We start from the raw sequence: 26,635 nt of genomic DNA, 5'->3' as shown, positions 1-26,635 counted from the left end.
TATCGACCTGATCTGACGCGCCAGCCGCATTGCCAATCGCCCCCGCCCGCTGGCTATCTCGTATGCATGAGGTCGCCGCAGCGGCCCGGACCGAGACACGGGAAAGAGGATCACGAAATGGCCGAGCAACTCACGGCGAACAAGCTCGTCGGCGACGCTCTCGTCGAACAGGCGATGAAGGACACCGGCATCCGGGACTTCGACAATGACACATGGCGCGAAGGTTTCGACGTCTTCGTGGACGATTTCAACGCCGGCATCGCGCGCGGGCAGTACACCGAAGGCGGCATCGCCCGCGCCGCCGCCGACACGTTGCACTATCTGCGCGGCCGCCTGAAGATTTCGGACTATCTGCGCCAGAACCCGGAATTGCTCAGCCGGCCGGTCGAAAAGCCGGTCTTCGTGATGGGCGTGCCGCGCACCGGCACCACGCTGCTCTCCAACCTGCTGGCCGCCGACCCGGCGCGCCGCTCGCCGCTGACCTGGGAAATCGACGATCCGGTACCGCCGGTCGCCTCCAGCGACCTGCTGACTACCGATCCGCGCGCGCAGGCCCGTCTGGCGCAGGAAAAGGCGATGCTCGAAGCCAATCCCGCCATGGGCAAGTACTATCGCGGCTCGGCCGTCTATCCGAACGAGTGCGTGTTCTTCATGGCGCACGATTTCAAGACGCTGATGATCGATTCCAAGGGCAAGCTGCCGGGCTACAAGGAGTTCATCTTCTCCTGCGACATGACCAGCGCCTACGAATACCACAAGAAATTCCTGCAGGTTCTCCAGCAGAACGCCGGCGGCGTGTGGAACGTGAAGAAGCCCAGCCATGCGCTGTGGCTGGAGACGATCTTCAAGGTCTATCCCGACGCCCGCGTGCTCTGGGCGCACCGCGATCCCTTCACCGCCACCGGTTCGCTCTGCTCGATCATCTCGCTCAGCCACATGGCGCACATGGGCAAGCCGGATACGGCGTGGCTCAAGGAAAACTACACCTGGCAGGCGGCCGAGCACGCCAACCGGATCATGGATTTCCGCGACAAGCACGGTGAGGACAAGATTATCGACGTCCACTATGCCGACATGACCGCCGACCCCATCGGCACCATGAAGAAGGTCTACCGCCAGCTCGGCGACGAATGGACCGCCGAAGCAGAGGCCGGAATCCAGCGGTGGGTGGACGACAACCCGCAGGACAAGTTCGGCAAGCACGAATACAAGCTGGCGCAGTACGGCATCGAAAAGGCCGAGCTTGAGCCGCTCTTCGAACGCTATCTCTCGCGCTACGACGTCGCGCGCGAAGGCTGAGGAGACGCCGATGCTCGAAGGCCGCCACTACCAGAACGCCTACGTCTGCGACAATCTGGAAGCCGGGATCGACCTGTTTCGCGGACGCGGGCTTGCCCGCGAACCGATGATCATCCCGGTGGACCAGCAGGTGCTCACGCCGCAGGGTTTGAAGCGCCAGAAGGGGCGGATCTGCTTCATCTGGATCGGCGAACTCCAGATCGAACTGATCGAGAACGAGATCGACGAAGTGGGCATCTACGCGGGCTGCCAGTCCAACGGCGGCCCGCTGCGCTTCCACCACATCTGCTTCGGCGTGGACGACTGGGCGGATTTTCGCAAACGGGTCGACAGTCAGGCGTTCCCGATCGCCATGGAACGAGAGCCCAATGACGATCCAAACGCGCTGAAATTCCTCTACCTCGATGCCCGCACGGTCTTCGGGCACTACATCGAATATACCTGGATGCCCGAGGCCATGTGGCAGCAGATCAGGGCCATGTAGGACCTCAGGCCCGCTCCAACGCCACTTCGCCGTAGAGCGTCGTACGCTGCTTCAGCGTGCGGCCGACGCTTTCCGCCGCGTCCCGCAGTTCCGCGATCGTCACGCCCTGCCCGTGCGCGGCCCCGGCGGCGCGGCTGATGCTTTCATCCATCAGCACGCCGCCAAGGTCGTTGGCACCCGCCGCCAGCACGGCAGCCGCGCCGTCCATACCCAGCTTCACCCATGAGCACTGGATCGAGTTGATCGCCCCGTTCAGCGCCAGACGCGCCACTGCATGCATCATCACCGCCTCACGCCAGGTCGGCCCCTTGCGGCATTGCCCGCGCCGGTAGAACGGCGCTTCCATATGGACGAGCGGCAGCGGCACAAACTCGGTTATGCCGCCGGTATCGAGTTGGAGATTGCGCAGCGCCAGCAAGTGCCGCGCCCAGTGCTCGATGCCTTCGAGGTGCCCGAACATCACCGTCGAGGTCGTCGGCAGGCCGACACGGTGTGCAGTGCCCACCACGTCCAACCATTCCTGCGTGGTCAGCTTGCCCGGGCAGATCTGCTCGCGAATGTCGTCGCAAAGGATCTCGGCCGCCGTTCCGGGGAGCGAGCCCAGCCCCGCGTCCTTCAGCATCGCCAGATAGTCCCGAACCGGCATCCCCAGCGTGCGCGCGCCTTGGCTCACTTCCAGCGGGGAGAAGGCGTGGACATGAAGGTCCGGGCAGGTCGCCTTCACTTCGCGCAGAATCGAAAGGTAGGTCTCGCCGGTATAGCTCGGGTGGATGCCGCCTTGCAGGCAAACTTCGGTCGCCCCGCGTTCGACTGCCTCACGCGCACGGCCGGCGACTTCGGACAAGTCGAGATTATAGGGCTTGTCGCGAAAACCCGCCTTGCTGCTGGTCTTGGAGAAGGCGCAGAACGAGCAGGTGTGGGTGCAGATATTGGTGTAGTTGATGTTGCGATTGACGACGTACGTCACGGTATCGCCGCTGACTTCGGCGCGCAGGGCGTCCGCCGCCGCGACTACTGCCTGCGCCGCCGCGCCGCGCGTGGCAAAGAGAGCGACGATATCGTCCTCGCTCAGCGTCACCCCGCTCGCCGCACGGTCGAGGATGCGATGGAGCGACGCTGCCACCGGCCCGGCATGGTGCTGCCCCAACGGCGCGCGGACACTGCCCGGTGCATGCTGATCAGCCAGACCGGGGCTCCAGACGCTGTCTCGCGCCAGCCCTTCGGCATCGGCATGGCGCAATACCGCAGGACGGATCGCCGGATCGAGCCATGAGCGGTCCTCGCTCAACACGAAGCGCGGATAGATCGTCAGTCGCTCGACCAGCGGCAGGCCCTTGCCCGCGCAGATCGCGCGCAGCCGCTCGACTTCGGGCCAGGGCGCTTCCGGGTTCACGTGATCGAGCGTGACCGGAGAGATGCCGCCCCAATCGTCGATCCCGGCGTCGATCAGTTCGACAAGCCGCTCGTCATTCAGATTGGGCGGTGCCTGTACCGAGACTTCGTCCGGCAGCAGGATGCGTGCGGCGGCCACCACGCGCAGGAAATCCGCCTCGCCCGCTTCCGGCGCGCGGGCCATCTTCGTGCCCGGCTTGGGGCAGAAGTTCTGGACGATCACTTCCTGCAAGTGGCCGTGCTCGCAGTGCAGATCACGCAAGGCGATCAGCGCGTCGATCCGTTCTTCCGCCGTCTCGCCAATGCCGATCAGCACGCCGCTGGTCATCGGCACCTGTGCGCGGGCCGCCGCCGCCAGCGAGGCGAGCCGCAGCGCCGGCACCTTGTCGGGCGAGCCATGGTGGCACATGCCCTTTTCCAGCAGCCGTTCCGACGTGCTTTCCAGCATGAGCCCCGCCGAAGCCGCTACCGGGCGCAGCATCCGGTAGTCCTCTTCCTCCAGCACGCCCGCGTTGACGTGCGGCAGCAGGCCGGTTTCCTTCAGCACAAGTTCGGCGCAGTGGCGCACGTAATCGACAGTGCGCGCAAAGCCCCGTTCCGCCAGCCAGTCGCGCGCGGCGGCATAACGGCGCTCCGGGGCATCGCCCAACGTGAACAGCGCCTCCCGGCAGCCCGCAGCAGCCCCGGTGCGGGCGATATCCAGCACTTCCTCAGGCGTGAGGTAAGGCGCTTCGAGCCGCGAGGGCGTCGTCGCGAAGGTGCAATAGTGGCAGACGTCGGTGCAAAGGCGCGTCAGCGGGATGAAGACCTTGGGCGAATAAGTCATCCGCGCTGGCCCGTTCGCGTCGCGCCGCGCCCTTGCCCGCGCGGTGACCTCCTCCAACGGAGCGGCCAGCAACCATGCCTTCAACTGGCGGGTCTCATCCTGCATCTGCTCACCCTTCAGATGCCTGCGAGGGCAAGCACCTCCTTCGCGAGCCTTTCCCTGTCGGCGGCTTCGCGCATCATTGTTTTCGTCACGGCGACCGTGAGGCCCCGTGCCTGCAAGCCAGAGACATCGGCCTCATCGGCATGATCGATCAAGAGGTGGTCGAGAAGATCGCTGTAGTGATGCGCGATGGCCGCATTGCTCACTGCCTGCCCGCGCTCTGCCAGCATCTTGGCGAGCGGTCCCTTCACCGAGGTTCCGCCGACAATCGGCGAGACGGCGATCAGCGGCACCCGCCGCGCTGCCAAGGCCGCCCGCACGCCATCGACGGCGAGGATCGGATCGACGCTGAGGAACGGGTTGGATGGGCAGACCACGATTGCGGCAAGGTCTTCCAGTGCCAGCGCGTCAGCAAATCCGGACGAAGGTTTGGCCCCCCGCACACCCTCGAAACGCACATCGGAAACCGCCGGAACACATTGATCGCCCACGAACCAGCGCTGAAAATCGGTCCAGCCTGCCTTCGTAAGCACCTGCGTGCGCACCGGATCGTCGCTCATCGGCACGACCGCGTGGGCGATCCCAAGTTCGCGCGTCAACCGCGCCGTCACTTCAGAAAGCGTCTCACCTGCACGCAGCCGCCATGACCTCGCTATGTGCATCGCCATGTCGCGGTCGCCGAGGTTGAACCATCCTTCCTCGCCCAGTCCGCGGAGCATGGCCATGGTCTGCCACGTCTCGTCCTTCACGCCCCAACCGCGCTGAGTGTCGTTGAGACCGGCCAGCGCGTACGTCACAGAATCTATGTCAGGACAGATGGTTAGGCCAAGATGTTCGAAATCATCGCCGGTATTGACGACGATCGTAAGGTCTTCCGGCGCCATGACCGCAGCGAGTCCTGCCGCCAGCTTCGCTCCGCCGACGCCGCCTGAAAGCGCGAGGATATGTTTGCGTCTCATCGGAACATGTCCTGCTCGATAGGCCGAAGCCCGCCCACCGCGCCGGGCCCGTCTTCCTCGGTCACCCAGCGCTCGCAGCCGCGCACCAGCGCGACCGGCGTGCCTTCCGCGCCCTCGCCCATCGCCAGTGCCGCCATGGCGGCAACAGAGTCCGCAATGCCGATCACCGTGGCCTGAAGTGTGCGGCCGTAAAGATCCTGCGCAAGGCCACGGCGGTCCTCCAGCACGGACACCCCCGCGCAGCCGATGGCATTGCCCAAAGTGCCGATCCGCCAAGCCCGCCCCATCGAATCCGCGATCACCACGCCGATCCGAACTTCACACTCTTTCTGAAGTTCACTCCGCAGCGCCCGTGCCGAGGTATCGGGATCGAACGGCCAGAGCAGCACGCGGCCCGCCTCTCCGCCTTCCACGTTCGATGCGTCGATCCCGGCATTGGCCAGCACGTGCCCGGTGCGATGCGCCGCGATCACCGCCGCCGGAGTGCGGCGCAGGATCTTAGAACTCTCCTCAAGTATCGCCTGCATCGCCTTGGGATCGCGTCCAGTTTCATGCGCGAGTTCATGCGCATCACTCGTCGGCACAAAGTCCGCAAGATCGCGCGTGCGGCCTTCCACCTTGGAGACGATCTTCTGCGCCACCACCAAGATATCGCCGTCGCGTAACCGGTCGTCTTCACCCTCAAGGCTCGCGCATATCGCTTGCGTAATCGACATTCCGGTAGCGAACATAGGCAGCCCCGTCAGCGGTCGCACGGTCAGTTCTGGATTTCGCTTCATCGGCCCTCCCGAACTTCCGTGTCTAAAGCCGCTGCACCGGGAACGACAATGAAAACGAGCAAGAATTCGCAGGGGAGATAATCTGATGGCAGCGATCGCGGTGATTGGCGGAACCGGCGCGCTTGGCAAGGGGATCGCCCGAAGGCTCGTCAAGGCGGGGCATGAGGTGACCATCGGATCCCGCACGGCCGACAAGGCCCGTGCGACGGCGGAAGAACTGGGCGCGGCGGGTCATGCAGAGAATGCCGAGGCCGCGCAGGGCAAGGACGTGGTGATCGTCACCGTGCCCCACGCCTCGCAAGGCGATACCTTGCGCCAGATCGCCAGCGTGGTCGGCTCGGCCGTGGTGGTCGATACCACCGTGCCGCTGGTGCCGCCCAAGGTCATGCGCGTGCAGCTTCCCGCAGAGGGCAGCGCCGCCATGCAGGCCCGCGAACATCTGGGGCCGGACGCGCGGCTCGTCACCGCGTTCCACAACGTCTCTGCCCACCACCTCGACAGCGATCACGCCATCGACTGCGACGTGCTGGTCTTCTCGGACGACGTTGAGGCGCGCCAGACCGTGGTGGACTTGTGCCCCGGCATGGGCCTGCGCGGGCTTTCCGGCGGCGCGCTGGCCAATTCGGCGGCGGCGGAGGCGCTCACCTCGATCCTCATCTACATGAACAAGACCTACAAGGCAGACGGGGCCGGAATACGCTTCACCAACCTCTCTGCGGCTCCGCAAGTGCCGTGAGCTGCTGGGCGCTCATCCCGGTCAAGGCACCCGGGCTGGGAAAGACCCGGCTGGCTCCGGCGCTGGATGCCCGAACGCGCGAGGCGCTGGTTTCCGGCATGTTGCGCCATGTCCTCGATACCGTGAGCGCCTGTCGTTCGGTCCAACGCGTCTGTGTACTTGGCCCGGTGCGGCCGAACCTGGGCAGAGGCATCATGCGTTTCGACGATCCCGGCCCGGATCTCAACGGCGCACTGGAAAGCACGATGGCGGCCATTACCGCAGCCGGGCCGGAGCGCATCCTGGTGCTTCCGGCCGACCTGCCCTGCCTTGGCGTTGCCGATGTGGACCGACTTGCCCGATTGCCTGCCGATACGCTGGGAATTGCGCCCGACCGCCATCGCACCGGGACCAATGCACTCTCGCTGCCCTTGCCGGACGCGATCTGGTTTCCTTTCTCGTTCGGTCAAAATAGCTTCTCAACCCATTGCGAACACGCGACAAATCGCGGTCTTACCGTGGAGACGATCCTCTCCTGCGGGCTGGAGAAAGATATAGACGACCCTCTCGATCTCGCTGATGCTGTTCGGATCTTGAGGCGCGCCTGCAATCCCGCAATCGGCGGTCGGCCACGCCCCGAAGGCCGAAAACGGTCCATCTGAAGGGAGAACGGATGTGGATGGCTCGGTCATCGACCTGACGGGAAAAGTCGTGTTCGTCACCGGCGGCGGCGGCGGGATCGGGCGATCGATCGCGCTCTGCATGGCCGACATGGGTGCGGACGTGGCGATCCTTGAGGTGATCCCCGAACGCTGCGATCAGGTCGCCGAACTGATCGAGGCGCGCGGACGCAAGGCGCTGTGCATTGCCGGAAATGCGATGGACGTCGATGTCGTGCAGCATGCGGTCGCCGAGGCCGCACGCCATTTCGGGCGGCTCGACGTGCTGGCGAACAATGTCGGCGGCGTATCGCGGCGCCCCTTCGCGGATCTGGCCGAGAAGAACTGGCGCCGCCATATCGATCTCAACCTCGTCTCCAACCTCGCCGCCACGCAGGCCGCGCTGCCGATCATGATCGAGAGCGGGCGCGCGAGTGGTGGGGGCGGATCGATCATCAACGTCACCAGCATCGAAGCCTCTCGCGCGGCGCCGGGCTATGCGGTCTATGCCGCGTGCAAGGCCGGGATCAACAATCTCACCCGCACGCTGGCAGTAGAGCTTGCCCACCATGGCATCCGCGTCAACGCCATCGCGCCCGACTATACGGTGACGCCGGGCACGCGCGGCCAGTTCGCCGGGCCGGTCGATCCCGATCTCTGGTATCGACCTACCCCCGCCCAGGAGGAGGCGATCCGTCGCCGCATCCCGCTCGGCCGCGCAGGCATCGATGAGGAATGCGGCCGCGTCGCCGTGTTCCTCGCCTCCGAAATGGCCGCATACATCACAGGCACCATCATCCCGGTAGACGGTGGCACCTGGGCCTCCGGCGGATGGGTGCGCAATGACCACGACGACTGGGTGCTGCCGCCCGAAGCCTCCGCCTGAAAGCACGAGAGAGCCAAGCCATGACCTTCACGCTCAGCACCAGCCTGCCCTTCGACCGGATCGACAAGCCGGAGGAATACGGCACCATGGAAGCGGTGCAAGAGATTGCCCGCACGGTCGAAAAGGCAGGCTTCTATGCCGGCACGGTCACCGACCATCCGGCACCCTCGGCCCGCTGGCTGGATGCGGGCGGGCACTATGCGCAGGATCCGTTCGTAATGCTGTCAATGCTGGGCGCGGTCACCACCAGGCTGCGCTTGCAGACCAACATCCTGGTGCTGCCCTATCGCAATCCTTTTGTGGTGGCGCGCGGGGTTTCGACGCTGGACCACTTCACCAACGGCCGCGTGATCCTGGGCCTTGGCGCCGGGTACATGAAGGCGGAATACAAGGCGCTTGGCGTCGATTTCGACAGCCGCAACGACCTGATGGACGAGTACATCACCGCCATGAAACTCGCCTGGACCGGCGAGGATTTCACCTTCGAGGGCACCGGCTACACCGCGCTGGGCAACCGCATGCTGCCAACGCCGGTCCAGAAACCGAATCCGCCGCTGCTGGTCGGCGGCAACTCCAGGCGCGCACTGCGCCGCGCGGCGGAGATGGGCGACGCATGGCATCCCTTCTTCGTCCCCAAATCGGTGACAGACACTGCCCGCACCGCCAATCTGGAGGGCGACGAGGATATCAGCGAGGCTATCGCCTATATGCATGCCCATGCCGAAAAGATCGGCCGTGCGGAGCCGCCCAAGGTCATCGCTTCATCGACTTATTCGATCAAGCAGGGCTGGAGCGCCCAGGAGGCTCTGGACCACTTCGCCCACCTGAAATCGCTTGGCCTGCACGGCGCCGGCGCAACCGTCTACGCCGAAACCAGAGCCGAATACTGCGATATGGCTTTGGAATTCGGCGAAGAGGTCATCGCCCGGATCGATTTCTGATCAGGCTCAGGTTACCACGTCGGGAGCGCCGCGACCGGTGTGGCGCGTAATACCCGCGATTTCCTGCGCGGCCGCGATCTGCGCCTCCAGCATCACGCCGGTATCGGCATCGAGTTGTCCCGAAGCAGGTTCGTAACGCTCCAGGTACACGCGCAAGGTCGCCCCTTGCGTTCCCGTGCCGGAAAGACGGAAAACCACGCGGCTGCCGTCCTCGAACAACACGCGGATGCCCTGGTTCTCGCTGACCGAATGGTCGACCGGATCGGTATAGGCAAAGCTGTCTGCATGGGAAACGGTGAGCGGCCCGAAGGTCTTGCCCGGCAGGGTCGCCAGCGCCGCCTTAAGTTCACGCATCAGGCCTGCGGCAGCCTCGCTGTCTATCGCTTCGTAGTCGTGCCGTGCATAGTAGTTGCGGCCGAAACGCGCCCAGTGCGTGCGTGCGAGCTGGTCCACGCTGATGTCGCGCACGGCCAGGATGTTCAGCCAGAGCAGCACAGCCCACAGCCCGTCCTTCTCGCGAACATGGTCGGAGCCGGTGCCCGCGCTTTCCTCTCCGCAGATCGTGACCTTCCCGGCATCAAGCAGATTGCCGAAGAATTTCCAGCCGGTCGGCGTTTCGAAACAGGGCACGCCCAACGCTTCGGCCACGCGATCGGCGGCGGCGCTGGTCGGCATCGAACGCGCGATCCCGGAAAGGCGGCCGCGATAGGCCGGAGCGATCTCGATATTGGCGGCCAGCATCGCCAGGGAATCGGAAGGCGTGACGAAGCGTCCGCGGCCGATGATCAGGTTGCGATCCCCGTCCCCGTCCGACGCCGCGCCGAGATCGGGCGCGTCCGGCCCCATCATCAAGTCGTAGAGTTCCTTGGCATGGATCAGGTTGGGATCGGGATGGTGGCCGCCGAAATCCTCCAGCGGCGTGCCGTTGACGACCGTTCCTGCTGCAAAGCCGAGCCGGTTTTCGAGGATCTCCACCGCATAGGGCCCGGTTACGGCGCTCATCGCGTCGAAGCGCATCGTGAAGCCGCTTGAGACGGCCTTGCGGATGGCGTCGAAGTCGAACAGTTCCTCCATCAGGTCGGCATAGTCCGCCACCGGATCGATCACTTCGACCGTCATTTCACCCACGGCGGTTTCGCCCGGCGCGTCGAGATCGACGTCCGCCGCCTCCACCGTGAGCCAACGGTCGATTTCCTTGGTGCGTGCAAGGATCGCCCCGGTCACGCTCTCGGGCGCGGGTCCGCCGTTGGCGATATTGTACTTGATGCCGAAATCCTCGTCCGGGCCGCCCGGATTGTGGCTGGCGGAAAGGATAAGGCCGCCGCTGGCGCCGTACTTGCGGATCACGTTGCTGGCGGCCGGGGTGGACAGGATACCGCCCTGCCCCACCAGCACCCGGCCATAGCCGTTGGCCGCGGCCATGCGAATCGCCTGTTGGATCACGTCGCGATTGTGAAAGCGCCCGTCGCCGCCGATCACCAGCACCGCCCCCTGGGGACGCTCCACCACGTCGAACACCGACTGGATGAAGCTCTCGGCATAGTTCGGCTGCTGGAAAACGCGCACTTTCTTGCGCAGGCCGGACGTTCCCGGCGCCTGTCCCTCGAAAGGCGTGGTCGGTACGGTGACAATCTTGGTCAAACCCAATCTCCAAGCAGGACGTTACGGCGCGAATGCACCCGCCGGTATAGATAGCGCCTACGACAATCGGGTTGCACGTCCCTTAAGGCAAATCGCCATCTAAATCAGACCGTTGTCACTCATACTGAAGATACCCCCCCGCGCGACGACGAAATGGTCGTCCAGATTGAACTCGAGCGCGGCCATGACCTGCCGGAAGGTCCGGGTGGACTGGATATCGTCCGCGCTCGGCGTCGGGTCGCCCGAGGGGTGATTGTGCGCCAGAACCAGGCGGCGGGCGTCCAGATCGAAGGCGCGGCGCACGGTTCGGCGCAGCGGCAGTTCGCAAGTGGATTGGCGGGTGCCGACATGAGTATCCTCGGCCAGGAACAGCCCCTCGCCGGTCAGGAACAGGACCATGACGCATTCCTCGCGCCGTCCCAGCAAGCGGCTGGCGAGATATTGGCGAAATGCAGGACTTGTCAGGGAAACCGGCTCGCCCAGCAGGGTTTCGCGCAAGGCGACGGCGGCCAGGTCGCGCGCGGCCACGATCAGCGCGGCGATCGCCTGACGGTTCAGCCCGGTGCCGTCGATCTCGTCGGCAAGGGCCTGCGCACTGGCGGAATAGATCGTGCTAAGCGATCCGAAGCGCCGGATCAGACGGCGGGCAACGACCTCGCTGCCATCGCCGACGACGGGACGGAGGATTTGCGCCAGGACGGATAGCTGCCCCGTCTCTTCTGCCGCCGCATGTGAAAAGCCAGGCCCAGCGCCATCGCCAGGAGCTGGACGTAGGATGGTATGATCGACATCACCTGATAGGCCGTCTTGTCGATTTCGACGATCCCCAGCCGATAGAAATGGCTCGAAAAGGCGATGATCTGCGCCCCACCTATCCATAACGGGTAGAACCTGTTCGCTTGAAGCGCGACGTAGCCGATGCCCAGCAGGCTCGACGTATCGATCGCCAAGTGGACGACATCCACCCCGTGATAGACCAAAAGGTCCGTACCCCGCCCCAGATGATAGATCCGGTCCACGACGATCATGCCCAGCATGATCCCCGTGAGAATGCGTTCAGGCGCGCCGCCCCGGCGCCAGGCCACGAGGAAGAGGAGAAGATAGGCGCCGTATTGCAGGTAGGCCCGCGCGCCCCAGGTCAACATGCAAGCCCCCCATGGCCATGCTGCCCGAAACGCGCGGAACCCGCGATCGTGCCTGGGTCGCTTAGGCCGATCGCAACATCTGCGCATCCTCGACCAGTTCGGCGCGTTCCGGGCAGGCTTCCGGCTCGTCGACGATCGCCTTGATGTCGCGGCCGATGCCCAGCAGTTCCTGGTGGACGCGGATCATGTCGTTCTGGCTTTCGAGCAGCGTGCGCTGCGTCTTGGCGAGGCGCATGAGCGCCGTCTGTCCGGTGAAAGTGGCCACGCCGTCGGCCTGGCGGGCAAGCAGCATCGATTCCATCAGCCGCGCCGAAGCGAGCAGGGCGGAATCCAGCGAAAGTTCGGCCTCGGGAAGCTGACGTGCGATCCGGGCGGTGGCAGCGGAAATCGTGATCGACATAGTGACCCCCATCCAGCGGCATCGGCCCGTTCGATGCGCCTTCATCAATCGTGACAGGAGGGTGGATCAAAGCAGATTGCTCAGCTTCGTGGCCAGATCCAGTCCGAACACCGCCACGAGAAGCAATCCCCCGGCGATGGCGATCATGGCGGCCGTGCGGCTGAGACCCGCATTCGCTCCATCGAGCACCTCCGGGACGACCCGCCGGGAAGTCTCTTCCTGCCAGGGCGCCGTCACCTTGAAAGTGGCGCCGTCGGCAAGGGTGAGCCTTTCGACCAGTTCGTCCCTGCCCCGATCCTCATCGAACATGGGTATGGCCGGAACCTGAGGATTCTTCTCTGGTAGCGGATTACAGGCCGCGATCTGGTCCTGCTGGTATTGCCTGTAAGCGCGCGCCAGTTCGGCCCTTGGCGGGGAGCCCGTACGGCTGCGCACGCCTTCGACCCGCTGATTTACCGCGCTTTCGGATATGCCGAGTTCCCAGGCGATTTCCTTGCTCGTGCGGTTTTCCGCCACGAAAGCCAGGACTTCGTGCTGCTTGGGAGTCAGTGACGGGAACACCGCCATTATGCGTTGAAACTGCGTCATGTCGCCGCCAGCGTCCACTCGCCCAAGTTCCATAACGCTATCGAACCACCCTCGTTCCGCCAGGCCCCTGCCACGCCGTCCGTGTCGGGGCATTTATAGGTCGTCTGTAAACATACTATCAAGCGGCTACAGGCGCGAATTTAACCACATCGAATGCATCGCCGGCCCGCAGCGCAAGAAGCGCTGCGATTGAATCGATTGCTGACGCAACCGAAACACCCTGCCAGCACCCTCCACTTACCCGAGCAATCTTAACCAATCTTGCTCACCCTGTGAGTCGCGCGGATTGCTGTCATTCCAAAGACAGATTGATCGGAAACGGATGGAAACCGCGCGCAAGGCGCCTGGGCAGGCCCCAAAAGAAAACGCCGCGCAACAGCGCGGCGTTGGGTCGATCACGAAAACGTGAGCGGGCGGCGCGACACAAGGTGTGCCGCCGCCGCCCGGCCGGATCACTCCTCGCCCATGCGAAGCGCGGCGATGAAGGCTTCCTGCGGAATCTGCACGTTGCCGTACTCGCGCATGCGCTTCTTGCCTTCCTTCTGCTTTTCCAGAAGCTTCTTCTTGCGGGTGATGTCGCCGCCATAGCACTTGGCGGTAACGTCCTTGCGCATGGCCGAAATCGTCTCGCGCGCGATCACCTTGGCGCCGATGGCGGCCTGGATCGGGATCTTGAACATGTGCCGGGGGATCAGTTCCTTCAGACGCTCCACCAGCGCACGGCCACGCGGTTCTGCCTGGCTGCGGTGGACCACCATCGACAGCGCATCGACCGGCTCGTTGTTCACGAGGATGTTCATCATCACGAGGTCACCCTCCTGAAGGCCGATCTGCTCGTAGTCGAAGCTGGCATAGCCACGGCTGATCGATTTCAGGCGGTCGTAAAAGTCGAACACCACTTCGTTGAGCGGCAGTTCGTAGGTGACCTGCGCGCGGCCGCCGACGTAGGTAAGGTCCTTCTGGATACCGCGACGGTCCTGACAGAGCTTCAGGATCGAGCCGAGGTATTCGTCCGGCGTGTAGATCACCGCCTTGATCCACGGCTCTTCCATGAAGTCGATCTTCACCGGATCGGGCATGTCGGCCGGGTTGTGCAGTTCCTTCACGGTGCCGTCGGTCATCGTCAGGCGATAGACCACCGAAGGCGCCGTGGTGATGAGGTCGAGGTCGTATTCGCGGCTCAGGCGCTCCTGGATGATTTCCAGATGCAGCAGGCCGAGGAAGCCGCAGCGGAAGCCGAAGCCCAACGCCGCGCTCGATTCCATCTCGAAGCTGAACGAGGCGTCGTTGAGGCGCAGCTTGCCGATCGATTCGCGCAGCTTCTCGAAGTCGTTGGCGTCGACCGGGAAGAGGCCGCAGAACACCACCGACTGCACTTCCTTGTAGCCCGGGAGGGCCTCGGTGGCGCCGCCCTTGACCGTAGTGATCGTGTCGCCGACCTTCGCCTGCTCCACTTCCTTGATCTGCGCGGTGATGAAGCCGATTTCGCCGGGGCCGAGTTCGGGCAGGTCGATACGCTTGGGCGTGAAGCAGCCCACGCGGTCGACCAGGTGGTCGGTGCCGCCCTGCATGAACTTGACGTTGAGGCCCTTCTTGATGACTCCGTCGATCACGCGCACCAGAATGACGACGCCGAGATAGGGGTCGTACCAGGAATCGACCAGCATGGCCTTGAGCGGCTTGGTGCGGTCGCCCTTCGGTGCGGGAATCTTGGCGACGACCGCTTCGAGGATCTCGTCGATGCCGATGCCCGACTTGGCCGAGGCCAGCACGGCTTCGGAAGCATCGATGCCGATCACTTCCTCGATCTCGTTACGCACCTTTTCCGGTTCGGCGGCAGGCAGGTCGATCTTGTTGATGACGGGCACGATTTCGTGGTCGTGCTCGATCGACTGATAGACGTTCGCCAACGTCTGCGCTTCCACGCCCTGCGCCGCGTCCACCACCAGCAGCGCGCCTTCGCAGGCAGCAAGGCTGCGGCTGACTTCGTAGGCGAAGTCGACGTGGCCCGGGGTATCCATCAGGTTCAGCTCGTAAGTGAGCCCGTCGGACGCCGTATAGTTCAGGCGCACCGTCTGCGCCTTGATGGTGATCCCGCGTTCCTTCTCGATATCCATGTTATCGAGCACCTGCGCGCTCATCTCGCGGTCGGAGAGGCCTCCGGTGCGCTGGATCAGGCGGTCGGCGAGCGTCGACTTGCCGTGGTCGATATGGGCAATGATCGAGAAATTACGGATCTGGGCGAGTTCGGTCATGAAAGCGCCGTTAGCAGCGCTTGAGGCGTTTGAAAATGCGGTCCGCGCGCATTTTCAGACGGCCTCCGGTTTGCCCGCTCAGCCGACCTTGCGCAGCAATCCCGCCTCGGCCGTCTCGCGGGGCGGTTCGCCATCGGCCCGCGCGGGCGCGAAGATCACCGATCCGCTCGAGTCAAGCTCCAGCGGGCGAACGAATTCCACGCCGATGCGGTCATCCCGGCACCAGCGCGCCGTCGCCAGAACGACGTTGTCGTCGGCAAGGTGAATGCCGAACTGCGTCTCCACCGGCACGTTCCACAGCCCCTCGACCATGGCCCCGGTGCTGGAGATGTTGCGGATCGTGCCATGATAGATATGCCCGCCGTGTTCCAGCACGACCTTGCGCAGCATCGTCTGGCGCGGCGCACGGGCGGAGCGGGGACCGGCGGCGATCGCGACCAGCCCTTGGTGGAGGCGCGCCATGACTTCCGCCGAACTCAGCGGCTTTTCATAGATATAGCCCTGGACATGGCTGCATCCGAGCAGGCGCACGAGGTCCAGTTCGTCCAGCGTCTCCACGCCTTCCGCCGTCGTTTCCATGCCCAGCGCCTCGGCCAGGCTGACGATCGAGGAGATGATCGCCCCGTTGCGGCTGCCCTCGATCGTGGCGCCGCGCACGAAGCTCTGGTCGATCTTGATCTTGTCGAACGGCGCCTTCTTCAGATAGCCGAGCGAGGAATAGCCGGTGCCGAAATCGTCCAGCGCCAGCCGCACGCCCACATCCTTGAGCGCGCCGAACATGGACTCGGTCGACTTGTCCTCGCCGAGGAACACGCTTTCGGTGATCTCCAGTTCCAGCCGCGACGGATCGATACCCGCCTGCGCGATGGCGCGGGCGACCACATCGGGCAACCCGGCATTGGCGAATTGCAGCGGGGAAACGTTCACGGCCACGCGCACCTCGTGCGGCCAGCCTGCAAGGTCCTGGCAGGCCTGACGCAGCGCCCATTCGCCGATTTCCGCGACCAGACCGGTTTCCTCGGCCACCGGCACGAACCGGGCGGGCGAAATGTAGCCGTGCCTGGGGTGCTTCCAGCGCAGCAGCGCCTCAAGGCCGGTGATCCGTTCCGTCGTGGTATGGACCTGCGGCTGGTAGTGCAGTTCCAGCGCGCCGGCATCGATCGCGTCACGCAGGTCCTGTTCCAGCTGCTGGCGTTCGCGCGCGTCCGAATGGAGATCGTCGTCGTAGAAGTGATGGCGCCCTCGCCCGCCGCCCTTTGCGGCATAGAGGGCAAGGTCGGCGTTGCGAATCAGGGCTTCCACGGTCGTCCCGTGCTCCGGGCACATGGCGATGCCTACCGAGGCGCCGATCGTCACGCGGGTTCCGTCGATCGAATAAGGCTGGGACAGAGCCTCGATCACCCGGCGCGCGAGGTGCCCGAGGCCCTCGTGCTGGTGATAGCCCGGCAGAATCACCTGGAACTCGTCGCCGCCGAGGCGGCCGACGCGGCCCATGTTCGCCACCGTGGTCCGCAGACGTTCCGCCACCTGCTTGAGCAGGGCGTCACCGGCCGGATGGCCCATGGTGTCGTTCACCTGCTTGAAGCGATCGAGGTCGAGCAGGAACACCGCGCAGGCCCGGTTCTCGATACGCGGCGAGTTGATCACCTTTTCCAGCCACTCCGACATCTGGAAGCGGTTGGCCAGTTTCGTCAGCGAATCGAAACGGGCCAGCTGGGTGACGTGCTGCTGCGACTTGCGCGTCTCGGTCAGGTCAATGCCCGAGCCGCGAAAGCCGAGGAAATTGTGGAACTGGTCGAGCACCGGCCTGCCGCTGATCGACCACCAGCGTTCATCCTTCTCGTTCGTTGCGGCGCGCACCGCCACGTCCTGAAACGAGGAGCGGGTCGAAAGGTGGAAGGCCAGCGTGCGCTCGCTATCGTGATCTTCGGCGCGCAGACGGAACAAGTGCAGGAAGGGACGCCCATAAAGCTCGGCCTGTCGGACATCGAGCAGTTCGGCGATGCGGGGCGAGACATAGGCGATCAAGCCGCGCCGGTCGGTTTCCCAGAACCAGCCCTGCCCGGTCTGCTCATATTCGCGCAGCAGTTCCTCGGCGCGGTGCTGCTCGCGTTCCTGCGCCGCGCGGCGCGTCGATTCCTCGCGGGCGAGACGCGCCTGGCGCATCGCCACGGTCAGGCCGATGCCGCAGCCCGCCGCCAGCAGGCCCAGCGTGGCGAGCGAGGCCGAATGGATCGAGGCCCCTGCCCAGACGCTGATCGTGGCGGCGACGATCGAGGTCAGCCGGCGATCGAGCAGGACCGTTCCCAGCAGGACGAGGAGGCCGTATCCCTTGATCGTCACGTTCCAGTCGAGCGCGGCGACATCGTGCGTCCACTGCGCCGTGGCCACGCCGAACAGCAGCATCGGCAGCGCGATCGCCAGCAGCATGAGCGGGTATCGCCGCCAGCTGCGGTGGTGCTGCCGCCCTTCCAGCATGGCCAGCGAAGGCGCGGCCAGGCAGAGCAGGACGGCGGCGAAAGCCAGCGACAGCGAAAGCGGGCCGGGCGCGCTGCGCGACATGACGCCCATGGCGACCATGATGCAGACCATGCCGGGCGCCATGAGTTCCCAGCGCCGGGCGATGAAGAAATGAAGCGGATCGCTGCTCTGCCCGCGACGCCGCAGGAAAGCGAAGTTCGGGATGGCGGAGCGCGCGGCGGTGTCCGTCCCGTTGGATGGTGCGCTTTCGGACGGTGCCGGTTCGGACAAGACAGGCGTAGTCTCCGCGCTTTCGCGCGATCGCCGTTTCGGCTCCGTGAATCCCTTCCTCGCCATCACATCGGCTATTGCCGCGCGGCCATTGCAAAAGTGTTAAGTTCCGGCAACCAAACCCAATCCCGACCGGATATGGCACGAAGGCCCCGCCCCGCCGGATTTCGCTTGCCGCCAGTCCCCAAGCATGTTTGCTTCATGGATGGCGGGCGCACTGGTCCAGTTTCCGTCCGCTTGGGAGAAAAATCCATGCGACACATCGCCATCGTCGGATCGGGACCGGCCGGATACTACACGGCCGAAGCCGCACTCAAGCAATGGAAGGACGATGTCCGGGTCGATATCTTCGATTCCTCGCCCGTACCCTTCGGGCTGATCCGCACCGGGGTCGCCCCTGACCACCAGAGCATCAAGAGCGTGGCGCGGCGATATGAGACGACTGCGCTGAGCGATAACGTCCACTTCGTGGGCAATGTGATGGTCGGCCGCGACATTTCGATCGACGAACTGCGCGACCTCTACGATGCCGTGGTGCTCGCCACCGGCGCACCCAACGACCGCAAGCTGGGCCTTCCCGGCGAGGACCTGCCCAATGTCTTCGGCAGCGCAGCCTTCGTCGGCTGGTACAACGGGCATCCGCAGTTTGCGGAGATCCATCCCGATTTCAGCCATGACACCGCCGTGATCGTCGGCAACGGCAATGTCGCGCTGGATGTCGCACGGATTCTCGCGAAGTCCGGGGAGGAGTTCGAGGGCAGCGACATCGTCGCCCATGCCCTATCCGCGCTGGAAGGCGCGCATATCAGGCGGATCGTCATTCTCGGCAGGCGCGGGCCGCACCAGGTGACGATGACGCCCAAGGAACTGGGCGAACTTGCCCGGCTTGCGCGCGCCTGCCCGCGCGTCGATCCCGCCGACCTGCCGCCGCTGGCGCAGGATGCCGCGCTCGATGCCGGAATGCGCAAGACCATGGGGCATCTGCGCAGCTTCGCCATGGCGGGCGGCAGTGCCAACGACAATGCCGATGAAGGGGCCGACGAAGGGGCGACCATCGTCTGCCCGGACCGCGACATCGCCATCGAATTCGATTTCTTCGCCGCCCCGCGCGCGATCCTCGGCACCGACCGTGTGGAAGGCGTGGAAGTCGAGCGAACCCGCCTGGTGGACGGCAAGGCCGTGGGAACCGGCGAGACCTATCATATCCCTGCAGGCATCGTGATCGCCTGCATCGGCTACCAGACCTCCCGGATCCCGGACGTTCCCTATGACGAACAGGGCGGCCGTTTCGCCAATGTCGAGGGCCGGATCAAGCCGGGCCTCTACTGCGTAGGCTGGGCGCGGCGCGGCCCGACCGGAACGATCGGCACCAACCGACCCGACGGCTTCGCGATCGTAGAGAGAATCGACGCCGACCTCGGACCGGCGGGCGGCACCGGCAAGCCGGGCCGTCCCGGTTTCGAAGCGCTCGCCGAGACGCGCGGCATCGACTTCGTGAAATTCACCGAATGGCAGAAGATCGACGAAGCCGAAGTCGCGAATGCCCGCCATGGGGCGCCGCGCGAGAAATTCGTCGAAGTGGACCGCATGATCGCCAAGGCCCACCCTTCCGTTCAGGACAGCTGAACACAAAAAAGGCCGGGGTTTTGCCCCGGCCTTCTTCTATCGGCTCGAACCTTCCGGTCAGACGCGCATCGGCATCAGCACGTAAAGCGCCGGGCTCTTCTCGTCCTGACGGATCAGCGTGGGCGCACCGGCGTCGGCCAGATGCAGTTCCACGGTGTCGCCGTCGATCTGGCCAAGGATGTCCTTGAGATAGTTGGCATTGAAGCCGATCTCGAAACCGTCCGACGAGTAGTCGGCAGGCACTTCCTCGGCGGCCGTGCCGTTGTCAGGCGAAGTGACCGAAAGCGTCACGCGGTCCTGTTCCAGCGCCATCTTCACGGCGCGGGTCTTTTCGGTGGCGATCGTCGCCACGCGGTCCACGCCTTCGAAGAAGCTCTTGGGATCGACCTTGAGCAGCTTGTCGTTCCCGGTCGGGATGACGCGGGTGTAATCGGGGAACGTGCCGTCGATCAGCTTGCTGGTCAGGACGACGCCGTGTTCGCCGCCGAGCGTGAAGCGGATCTTGCTGGCCGAAAGATCGACGAGCACATTGGTGTCCAGCGCTTCTTCCAGCAGCTTGCGCAGCTCACCCACGCATTTGCGCGGCACGATCACGTCCGGCATGCCCTCGGCCCCATCGGGACGCGGCAGGGTGAAGCGCGCGAGGCGGTGACCGTCGGTAGCGGCGGCCTTCAGTTCCTCTTCCGAGACGTGGAGGAAGATGCCGTTGAGGTAGTAACGCGTTTCCTCGGTCGAGATCGCGAAGCGGGTACGGTCGATCAGCTGGCCCAGCGTGGCGGCCGGAATCTCGAAGCTGGTCGGCAGTTCGCCTTCCGCGATCATCGGGAAATCGTCACGCGGCAGGGTCGGCAGCTGAAAGCGGCTGCGACCGGCCTTCACGACCATGCGGTTGTCCGAAGCGTCGAGGCTCACCTGGCTGCCGTCGGGCAGCTTGCGGGCGATGTCGAACAGCAAATGCGCCGAAACGGTGATCGCACCGGCCTGCTCGACCGAGACCGCTCCCAGGGTTTCGACGACCTGCAAGTCGAGGTCGGTCGCCATGATGCGCAAGGACCCGGAACCCGAGGCCTCGATCAGCACGTTCGAGAGAATGGGAATGGTATTGCGCCGCTCGACAACGGACTGCACGTGCGACAGGCAGCGCAGGAGCGTGGAACGTTCGATTGTGGCCTTCATGGCAGCCTCAAGTCCCCCTTGGTCGGGCTAGGGATGCGCACATCCCGAATTTCAGGACGAATATCTCTAGCGAACGGAAAACAGGCGGCAAGCGGCGAATGCCGACTCTTCCGTGTTTCTGGGGATAAATGAGGGGATTTTAGAAGGTTTTCGTTCAATTCGAACGCAATTGGCGGAGGCTTTGGCAAAAAAGCTTCAAGGCAGCCCTGCCTCGATCATAGCGATTCTTACCGCTCCATAAGCGCGGATCGAGAAGCACCCGAACGCTTCAAAGGCCGAAGTTCTTCACATGGCCCTTGCCGTCCAGAACGAACCGCACGCCGCCATGGGCTGACCGAGGCGCGAGGACATGGATTTCGTAGACCACGTTCGGAAAGAGCGGCTTCGCACTGACATGGGGGCGTTCCGACCGCCCGTGCCTGGCGGGCGCCGACGTTCCGTTCAGCGCCTGGCCGTAGACGAAGGGGAACTTGTTCTCGCAGCCCTTGAGCGAGTAGGACCAGTAGGCGCCATTGGCGATCTGCCCGGGATCGTCCCCGGCCTCCGCCTTCGCGCGCGGCCCTCGCGGCGTTCGCACGTCCACCATGCAAAACCGATCGGGCCGCGAAAACCAGCTCCCCGTGGGCACGAAAGTCAGGCGCCCCTCGATCATTTCGGCGTGAAAGTCGAAATCGGAAGAGCACGACCCGAGGAGCAGGGCAAGCAAGCCTGCCGCAAGGATCGCGCTCCACTTCATGGCCTCAGACCATCACCATGCCGCCGTTGACGTGGATCGTCTGGCCGGTGACGTAGCCTGCCTCCTTCGAGGCAAGGAATACTGCGGCGGACGCGATATCCTCGCCCTCGCCCATGCGGCCCATCGGGATGCGGCCGTTCAGCGCGTCCTTCTGCGCATCGGGCAGCACGTCGGTCATCGCGGTGCGGATGAAGCCCGGCGCGATGCAGTTCACGGTGACGTTGCGGCTGGCGAGTTCCTGCGCGAGGCTCTTCGACATGGCAGTGATGCCGCCCTTCGCCGCGCAGTAGTTCATCTGGCCGGGATTGCCGGTGGTGCCGACGACCGAAGTGACGTTGATGATGCGGCCAAAGCGCGCCTTCATCATCGGCTTGGTCACGGCGCGCATCAGGCGAAAAGTCGATTCGAGGTTGATCCTGATGACCTGATCCCACTCCTCGTCCTTCATGCGCATGGCGAGGTTGTCGCGGGTGATGCCGGCGTTGTTGATCAGGATGTCGATCTTGCCCAGCGATTCGAGCGCGGCGGGAACCAGCTTCTCGACCTGCTCGGGATCGCCCAGGTTGCAGGCGATGGCGACGTGATCGACGTCCTGCAGGTGCTGCGGGGTATGCTCGTCCAGCTCGTCGCGGAAGGCGCGCAGCTTGTCCGCGTTCGAGCCCGAGATGGCAAGGCGCGCACCCTGCGCGGCCAGCGCGCGGGCAACGGCGGAGCCGATGCCGCCCGAGGCACCGGTGACGAGGGCAGTCATTCCGTTGAGGTTGAACATCTTTGCAAATCTCCGTGAATCGCCTGCCTGATCGGCAGCGACGGCCCGCTGAACGGGGCCTTTCTTCAAACCTTCAAGGCCGCCGGGTCAAGCCCGGCATGCCATCAGAGCACGCGGATCAGAGGCCCTTGGCCAGATCCTCGATCTCGGCCATGGTCACGGCGGAGATCACTTCCACCTCGCCGGCCGAACGCTTGATCATTGGGCCGAGCACCTTGCCGCCGAGTTCGACGAACGTCTCGACGCCTGCCTCACGCATGGCGATCGCGCTTTCGCGCCAGCGGACGCGGCCGGTGACCTGCTCTACCAGCAGACGCTGGACTTCGGCGGGATCGGTGACGACCGAGGCGGTGACATTGGCGAACAGCGGCACATGGAGGCTGCCCGGAGGGGTCTTGGCCAGCGCCTCGGCCATGGCATCGGCAGCGGGCTGCATCAGCGGGCAGTGGAACGGAGCCGACACCGGCAGCAGCACGCCGCGCTTGATGCCGTGGTCCTTAACGAGAGCGATGGCGCGCTCGATGGCTTCCTTGTGGCCGGAGATCACGACCTGCGTGGGATCGTTGTCGTTGGCGACGGTGCAGACCTGACCTTCGGCAGCAGCTTCGGCCAGCGCGGTAGCCTTTTCAATGTCCGCGCCCAGCAGTGCCGCCATGGCGCCAAGGCCGACCGGAACCGCCGCCTGCATCGACTGGCCGCGCAGCTTCAGCAGGCGCGCGGTATCGGCAAGGCTGAAGGCTCCGGCAGCGCAAAGCGCGGTATATTCGCCCAGCGAGTGGCCGGCGACGAAGTCCGCCTTGTCGGCCAGCGAGATGCCGCCTTCCTTCTCCAGCACCCGCAGGACAGCGATGGCATTGGCCATGATCGCCGGCTGGGCGTTCTCGGTAAGGGTCAGTTCCTCTTCGGGGCCCTGCGTCATCACGCGGAAGAGGTTCTGGCCGAGCGCCTCGTCCACTTCCTGAAAGACTTCGCGCGCGGCGGCGCTGGCTTCGGCGAGTTCGGCGCCCATGCCGACCTTCTGGCTGCCCTGTCCGGGGAAAACGAATGCACGCATCTTGGCGGCTCCTTCTGTCCGGCGGGCGGGCGATTGCGCCCTGCCGGTTTGTGAATCTCTATATGTGGCGCGGCGCGTTATTGACCTTGAGGCCGCTCGGCAAGCCCGAACGGCACGATACGGTTCATCGCGTCATGCCCGATATCGGCGCTGCCGAGGTAGGGGATCGAGTGATGGGCGCACCAGTGGCGGGCGATTTCCTCGGCCTCGACACCGAACGGGCGGTCGTTTTCGGGAACGTCGCTGATACGGCCGAGACGCAGGCCCGCCACGCCGCCGAGATGCGCGGTGAGGTGGAAGAACAGCCGGTCCACCGCGTAGAGATATTCCGAAACTTCCTCGACCAGCACGACATGCTTGGCCAGGCCCGGCATCAGCGGCGTGCCGCAGAGCATCGCCAGCGTCATCAGGTTGAAGGCGACACGCGGGTGGCTGTCGCCGGTCGGCTCCACGCCCGAAGCGTCCCCGGTCAGCCAGCGCAGCGCGCGGCGCACCGCTTCGGCGCCGCCCTCGCGCCGGATATCGGCCAGCATCGGTCCATGGACCGGCTTGCCGATGCGCGCGCGGTAGAGCCCGCCCAGCAGATAGCCCGCATCGGAATAGCCCAGAAAAGTCTTGGCTTGCGCATCGTGCGTGAACTTGCCGATGGCCGCTTCCGCCACCCGGCAGGCGCCATAGCCGCCGCGCGCGAACCACACCGCGTCCACCGAAGGATCGTTGGCGCACTCCACCAGCGCCGCGATCCGCCGCGCATCGCTACCCGCGAAATGGCCCTCCACGTCGAAGCACTGCTCGTGGACCACGAGCTCGACCTCGGGAAACTCCTCGGCCGCGAGCGCGGCGACGGCGTCCGCATCCTCGCGGGTGATCGGGGTGGACGGGGCACAAATTGCGATACGGGTCATGGCTCCTTCCTATCGAGGTTGTCAGGACGAACAAGGCCGCATACCGAAGCGCCATGACTTCCGAGCATCACGACCTCCACGCCAGCGACCTCTCTGGACACCCCTGGTTCTTCTGCGGCATCGGCGGATCGGGCATGTTGCCGCTCGCGCTGATCCTCAAGGGACATGGCGCGAAGGTCGCGGGATCGGACCGCAGCCGCGATCAGGGCCGCACGCCCGAAAAGTTTGCGTGGCTGGAAAGCCTCGGTTTCGAACTCCACTCACAGGACGGCAGCGGCATCACCGGCGCCGAGCAGACGCTGGTCGCCTCGGCTGCGGTGGAAGACACAGTGCCCGAAGTGGTGCGCGCGAAGGAATTCGGCTGCCCGCGCATGAGCCGCGCGCAGCTTCTGGCCACCCTGTTCAATGCGGCGCCATTCGGGATTGCCATCGGCGGCACGTCCGGCAAATCGACCGTCACCGGCATGACCGGGTGGATCATGACCCACGCAGGCCGCGATCCCACGATCATGAACGGCGCGGTGATGAAGAACTTCGCCAGCCCCGACGCGCCTTTCGCCAGCGCCCGCGTCGGTGAGGGTGAGGTTTTCGTGTCGGAAGTGGACGAGAGCGACGGCTCCATCGCGCTTTATCGCCCGAAAGTCGCGGTGCTGGGCAACGTCAGCCTCGACCACAAGAGCCTTGAGGAACTGCGCCAGCTTTTCGGCGACTTCCTTGCCCGTTCGGACATATCCGCGATCAATCTCGACGATGCGGAAACCGCCGCCCTCGCCCCGCATGCCCGGGCATTGGTGACGTTCGGCATTTCATCGCCGGACGCGCAGATCGGCGCGAGCGATGTGATCGAAGGGCCGACCTCGCTGACCGCTACTGTACTCGATCGCCGCGACGGGACTTCGCATGCGCTGGCACTGAAGGTGCCGGGCCGCCACAACCTCTACAACGCGCTCGCCGCCATTGCCGCCGCCAATGCCGCCGGGGTTTCGGTGGCCGAAGCCGTAGCGGCGCTGGGCAGCTTCGTGGGCCTTGCGCGGCGATTCGACATCGTCGGCACTTCGCCCTCGGGCGTGACGGTGATCGACGATTTCGGCCACAACCCGGACAAGGTCTCGGCCACGCTGGCCACGCTGAAAGCCCATCCGGGCCGCGTGATCGCGTTCTTCCAACCGCATGGCTATGGCCCACTCAGGCAGATGGGCCATGAACTGGCCGAAGTGCTGGCTACGAAGCTGGGACCGGACGATGTGACGATCCTGTGCGACCCGGTCTATTTCGGGGGCACCGTGGACCGCTCTCAGGGCAGCGAACGCATCGTGCGCCTGATCGAGGCCGACGGCCGACTCGCTGAATACGTCCCCTCCCGCGAGGACTGCGCCAGCCGCATCGTGGAGATCGCCCGTCCCGGCGACCGCGTGGTGGTCATGGGCGCGCGCGACGATACGCTGACGGTGTTCGCGAAGGATCTGCTCGCGCGGCTGTGACGCCGAAATGTTAAACGTCGTCCCGGACTTGATCCGGGACGACGGCTTTCCTGAATTCAGTGAGCCTTGCCGCGCGCCTTGGCGACAAGGTGGACCGCCACCGCGATCACCGCGCCCAGAACCAGACCGACCACGGCCGAAGCCAGCGCATAGCCCAACCAGCCGAGCACACCGCCCAGCGGGCCGCCGAGCACTTCCAGCCAATGCTGGAAGCCATGCGCAACATGCGCGGGAGCGGGAACGCCAAGTTCCTCCAGTCCGTGGAGGATGATGCCGCCGCCGACCCAGAGCATCGCCAGGGTGCCTACCGAAGCCAGTACCGTCAGCACTTTGGGCATGCCGTTCACCAACATGCGGCCGAACGCCTGGGTGCCCTGCCCGTCCTTCTTCGCAAGATGCAGGCCGATGTCGTCCATCTTCACGATAAGCGCCACGGCGCCATAGACGCCCGCGGTGATGATCACGCCGACCATGGCGAGCGCCACCGCCCGGGTCAGAAGCGAATTGTCGGCCACTTCCGCCAGCGCGATCGCCATGATTTCTGCGGAGAGGATCAGGTCCGTGCGGATCGCCCCGGAAACGCGCGACTGTTCGAAGGCGGCAACGTCGGTCACGGGGTCTTCCAGCGATTCGCCGTGATGCTCGCCGCCCAGCTTCTCGATGATCTTTTCGGCGCCCTCGAACGCCAGATAGGCGCCGCCGATCATCAGGATCGGTGTGATCGCCCAAGGAAGGAAGGCACTGAGCAGCAGCGCGATCGGCAGCAGGATAACCAGCTTGTTAAACAGGCTGCCCTTGGCGATCTTCCAGATGATCGGCAGTTCGCGCTCAGGCGTGAAGTCAGTGACGTAGCCGGGCGTCACCGCCGCATCGTCGATCACCACGCCCGCCGCCTTGCTGCCCGCCTTGGCGACGCCCAGCCCAACATCATCGAGCGAGGCGGCAGCGGCGCGAGCGATTACCGCCACGTCATCGAGAAGAGCAACGAGGCCGGAAGCCATCTGGAAAGATATCCCTCTAGGTTGAAAATGCGAAGCGCAGCCATGCGGGGGAAAGTTCCACCGAT

At 64.8% G+C, this 26,635-nt stretch carries 24 protein-coding genes; 8 read left to right on the top strand and 16 right to left on the bottom strand.

Annotation, left to right across the window (positions count from 1 at the left end; all coding sequences use genetic code 11):
- Positions 1-117 precede the first annotated feature (117 nt).
- Positions 118-1,299 (top strand): sulfotransferase, encoded by a 1,182-nt coding sequence (locus tag NTCA1_RS01765; protein WP_159827672.1) that lies wholly within the window; start codon positions 118-120, stop codon positions 1,297-1,299.
- 10 nt (positions 1,300-1,309) lie between these two features.
- Positions 1,310-1,783 (top strand): VOC family protein, encoded by a 474-nt coding sequence (locus tag NTCA1_RS01760; RefSeq protein ID WP_159827669.1) that lies wholly within the window; start codon positions 1,310-1,312, stop codon positions 1,781-1,783.
- 4 nt (positions 1,784-1,787) lie between these two features.
- Here NTCA1_RS01760 and cofH read toward each other — a convergent pair whose 3' ends face one another.
- Genes cofH through cofE form a run of 3 tightly spaced genes read right to left on the bottom strand, consistent with a single transcriptional unit; the run spans position 1,788 to position 5,841 of the window.
- Positions 1,788-4,106, bottom strand: a complete 2,319-nt coding sequence (gene cofH, locus NTCA1_RS01755) for a 5-amino-6-(D-ribitylamino)uracil--L-tyrosine 4-hydroxyphenyl transferase CofH (RefSeq protein ID WP_159827666.1) — start codon at positions 4,104-4,106, stop codon at positions 1,788-1,790.
- A gap of 11 nt (positions 4,107-4,117) precedes the next feature.
- Complete coding sequence (gene cofD, locus NTCA1_RS01750) at positions 4,118-5,062, bottom strand: 2-phospho-L-lactate transferase (protein ID WP_159827663.1); 945 nt, start codon at positions 5,060-5,062, stop codon at positions 4,118-4,120.
- Positions 5,059-5,841 (bottom strand): coenzyme F420-0:L-glutamate ligase, encoded by a 783-nt coding sequence (gene cofE, locus NTCA1_RS01745; RefSeq protein ID WP_159827660.1) that lies wholly within the window; start codon positions 5,839-5,841, stop codon positions 5,059-5,061. Before cofE ends, cofD begins: the two co-directional genes overlap by 4 nt.
- Before the next feature lie 85 nt (positions 5,842-5,926).
- On the opposite strand from cofE, the gene npdG reads away from it, so the two are divergent.
- The 4 genes from npdG to NTCA1_RS01725 are packed head-to-tail and all read left to right on the top strand — an operon-like array spanning position 5,927 to position 9,042.
- A complete protein-coding gene (gene npdG, locus NTCA1_RS01740) occupies positions 5,927-6,577 on the top strand; it encodes an NADPH-dependent F420 reductase (RefSeq protein WP_159827657.1) in 651 nt (216 codons plus the stop codon).
- Positions 6,574-7,218, top strand: a complete 645-nt coding sequence (gene cofC, locus NTCA1_RS01735; RefSeq protein ID WP_159827654.1) for a 2-phospho-L-lactate guanylyltransferase — start codon at positions 6,574-6,576, stop codon at positions 7,216-7,218. The genes npdG and cofC overlap by 4 nt, the downstream gene beginning before the upstream one ends.
- Before the next feature lie 13 nt (positions 7,219-7,231).
- Positions 7,232-8,101, top strand: coding sequence for an SDR family NAD(P)-dependent oxidoreductase (locus tag NTCA1_RS01730; protein ID WP_086490460.1), 870 nt, complete (start codon positions 7,232-7,234; stop codon positions 8,099-8,101).
- A gap of 20 nt (positions 8,102-8,121) precedes the next feature.
- Positions 8,122-9,042, top strand: coding sequence for a TIGR03619 family F420-dependent LLM class oxidoreductase (locus NTCA1_RS01725; protein ID WP_159827651.1), 921 nt, complete (start codon positions 8,122-8,124; stop codon positions 9,040-9,042).
- Between the two features lie 6 nt (positions 9,043-9,048).
- On the opposite strand, the gene NTCA1_RS01720 is transcribed toward NTCA1_RS01725, so the two are convergent.
- From NTCA1_RS01720 to NTCA1_RS01695, 7 genes are all read right to left on the bottom strand, one after another.
- The gene (locus tag NTCA1_RS01720; protein ID WP_159827648.1) at positions 9,049-10,683 is read right to left on the bottom strand and encodes an alpha-D-glucose phosphate-specific phosphoglucomutase; all 1,635 of its coding nucleotides are present in this window, start codon (positions 10,681-10,683) and stop codon (positions 9,049-9,051) included.
- A 99-nt stretch (positions 10,684-10,782) separates the two neighbouring features.
- Positions 10,783-11,211, bottom strand: a complete 429-nt coding sequence (locus NTCA1_RS28615; RefSeq protein ID WP_236549041.1) for a JAB domain-containing protein — start codon at positions 11,209-11,211, stop codon at positions 10,783-10,785.
- Between the two features lie 107 nt (positions 11,212-11,318).
- Complete coding sequence (locus NTCA1_RS28610) at positions 11,319-11,828, bottom strand: hypothetical protein (RefSeq protein WP_236549040.1); 510 nt, start codon at positions 11,826-11,828, stop codon at positions 11,319-11,321.
- Positions 11,829-11,889: 61 nt separating this feature from the next.
- On the bottom strand, positions 11,890-12,228 hold the full coding sequence (locus tag NTCA1_RS01710) for a hypothetical protein (protein ID WP_086490464.1): 339 nt from the start codon (positions 12,226-12,228) through the stop codon (positions 11,890-11,892).
- A 66-nt stretch (positions 12,229-12,294) separates the two neighbouring features.
- On the bottom strand, positions 12,295-12,816 hold the full coding sequence (locus NTCA1_RS01705; RefSeq protein ID WP_086490465.1) for a helix-turn-helix transcriptional regulator: 522 nt from the start codon (positions 12,814-12,816) through the stop codon (positions 12,295-12,297).
- Positions 12,817-13,268: 452 nt separating this feature from the next.
- Positions 13,269-15,071, bottom strand: coding sequence for a translation elongation factor 4 (gene lepA / locus NTCA1_RS01700; RefSeq protein ID WP_086490466.1), 1,803 nt, complete (start codon positions 15,069-15,071; stop codon positions 13,269-13,271).
- 78 nt (positions 15,072-15,149) lie between these two features.
- A complete protein-coding gene (locus NTCA1_RS01695; RefSeq protein ID WP_159827645.1) occupies positions 15,150-17,888 on the bottom strand; it encodes an EAL domain-containing protein in 2,739 nt (912 codons plus the stop codon).
- Between the two features lie 186 nt (positions 17,889-18,074).
- Here NTCA1_RS01695 and NTCA1_RS01690 point away from each other — a divergent pair, with 186 nt between their 5' ends.
- A complete protein-coding gene (locus NTCA1_RS01690; RefSeq protein WP_159827642.1) occupies positions 18,075-19,448 on the top strand; it encodes an FAD-dependent oxidoreductase in 1,374 nt (457 codons plus the stop codon).
- A gap of 57 nt (positions 19,449-19,505) precedes the next feature.
- On the opposite strand, the gene dnaN is transcribed toward NTCA1_RS01690, so the two are convergent.
- The 5 genes from dnaN to NTCA1_RS01665 form a co-directional block, all read right to left on the bottom strand.
- Complete coding sequence (gene dnaN, locus NTCA1_RS01685) at positions 19,506-20,624, bottom strand: DNA polymerase III subunit beta (protein WP_086490469.1); 1,119 nt, start codon at positions 20,622-20,624, stop codon at positions 19,506-19,508.
- A 268-nt stretch (positions 20,625-20,892) separates the two neighbouring features.
- Positions 20,893-21,360: a hypothetical protein gene (locus NTCA1_RS01680; protein WP_236549039.1), complete on the bottom strand. Its 468-nt coding sequence runs from the start codon at positions 21,358-21,360 to the stop codon at positions 20,893-20,895.
- Between the two features lie 4 nt (positions 21,361-21,364).
- Positions 21,365-22,129: a 3-oxoacyl-[acyl-carrier-protein] reductase gene (gene fabG, locus NTCA1_RS01675; protein WP_086490470.1), complete on the bottom strand. Its 765-nt coding sequence runs from the start codon at positions 22,127-22,129 to the stop codon at positions 21,365-21,367.
- A gap of 118 nt (positions 22,130-22,247) precedes the next feature.
- A complete protein-coding gene (gene fabD / locus NTCA1_RS01670; RefSeq protein WP_159827639.1) occupies positions 22,248-23,183 on the bottom strand; it encodes an ACP S-malonyltransferase in 936 nt (311 codons plus the stop codon).
- Positions 23,184-23,260: 77 nt separating this feature from the next.
- Positions 23,261-24,088: an LD-carboxypeptidase gene (locus NTCA1_RS01665; RefSeq protein ID WP_159827636.1), complete on the bottom strand. Its 828-nt coding sequence runs from the start codon at positions 24,086-24,088 to the stop codon at positions 23,261-23,263.
- Positions 24,089-24,141: 53 nt separating this feature from the next.
- On the opposite strand from NTCA1_RS01665, the gene NTCA1_RS01660 reads away from it, so the two are divergent.
- The gene (locus NTCA1_RS01660; protein WP_159827633.1) at positions 24,142-25,569 is read left to right on the top strand and encodes a glutamate ligase domain-containing protein; all 1,428 of its coding nucleotides are present in this window, start codon (positions 24,142-24,144) and stop codon (positions 25,567-25,569) included.
- A 56-nt stretch (positions 25,570-25,625) separates the two neighbouring features.
- Here NTCA1_RS01660 and NTCA1_RS01655 read toward each other — a convergent pair whose 3' ends face one another.
- Positions 25,626-26,570, bottom strand: coding sequence for a DUF808 domain-containing protein (locus NTCA1_RS01655; protein ID WP_159827630.1), 945 nt, complete (start codon positions 26,568-26,570; stop codon positions 25,626-25,628).
- Between the last annotated feature and the right edge of the window lie 65 nt (positions 26,571-26,635).

Origin of the sequence: Novosphingobium sp. TCA1, from assembly GCF_009811895.1 — a bacterium.
Classification (GTDB): Bacteria; Pseudomonadota; Alphaproteobacteria; order Sphingomonadales; family Sphingomonadaceae; genus Novosphingobium; species Novosphingobium panipatense_A.
The sequence above is the reverse complement of the archived record's forward strand: the minus strand, read 5'-3'. Positions and strand labels throughout refer to the sequence as shown.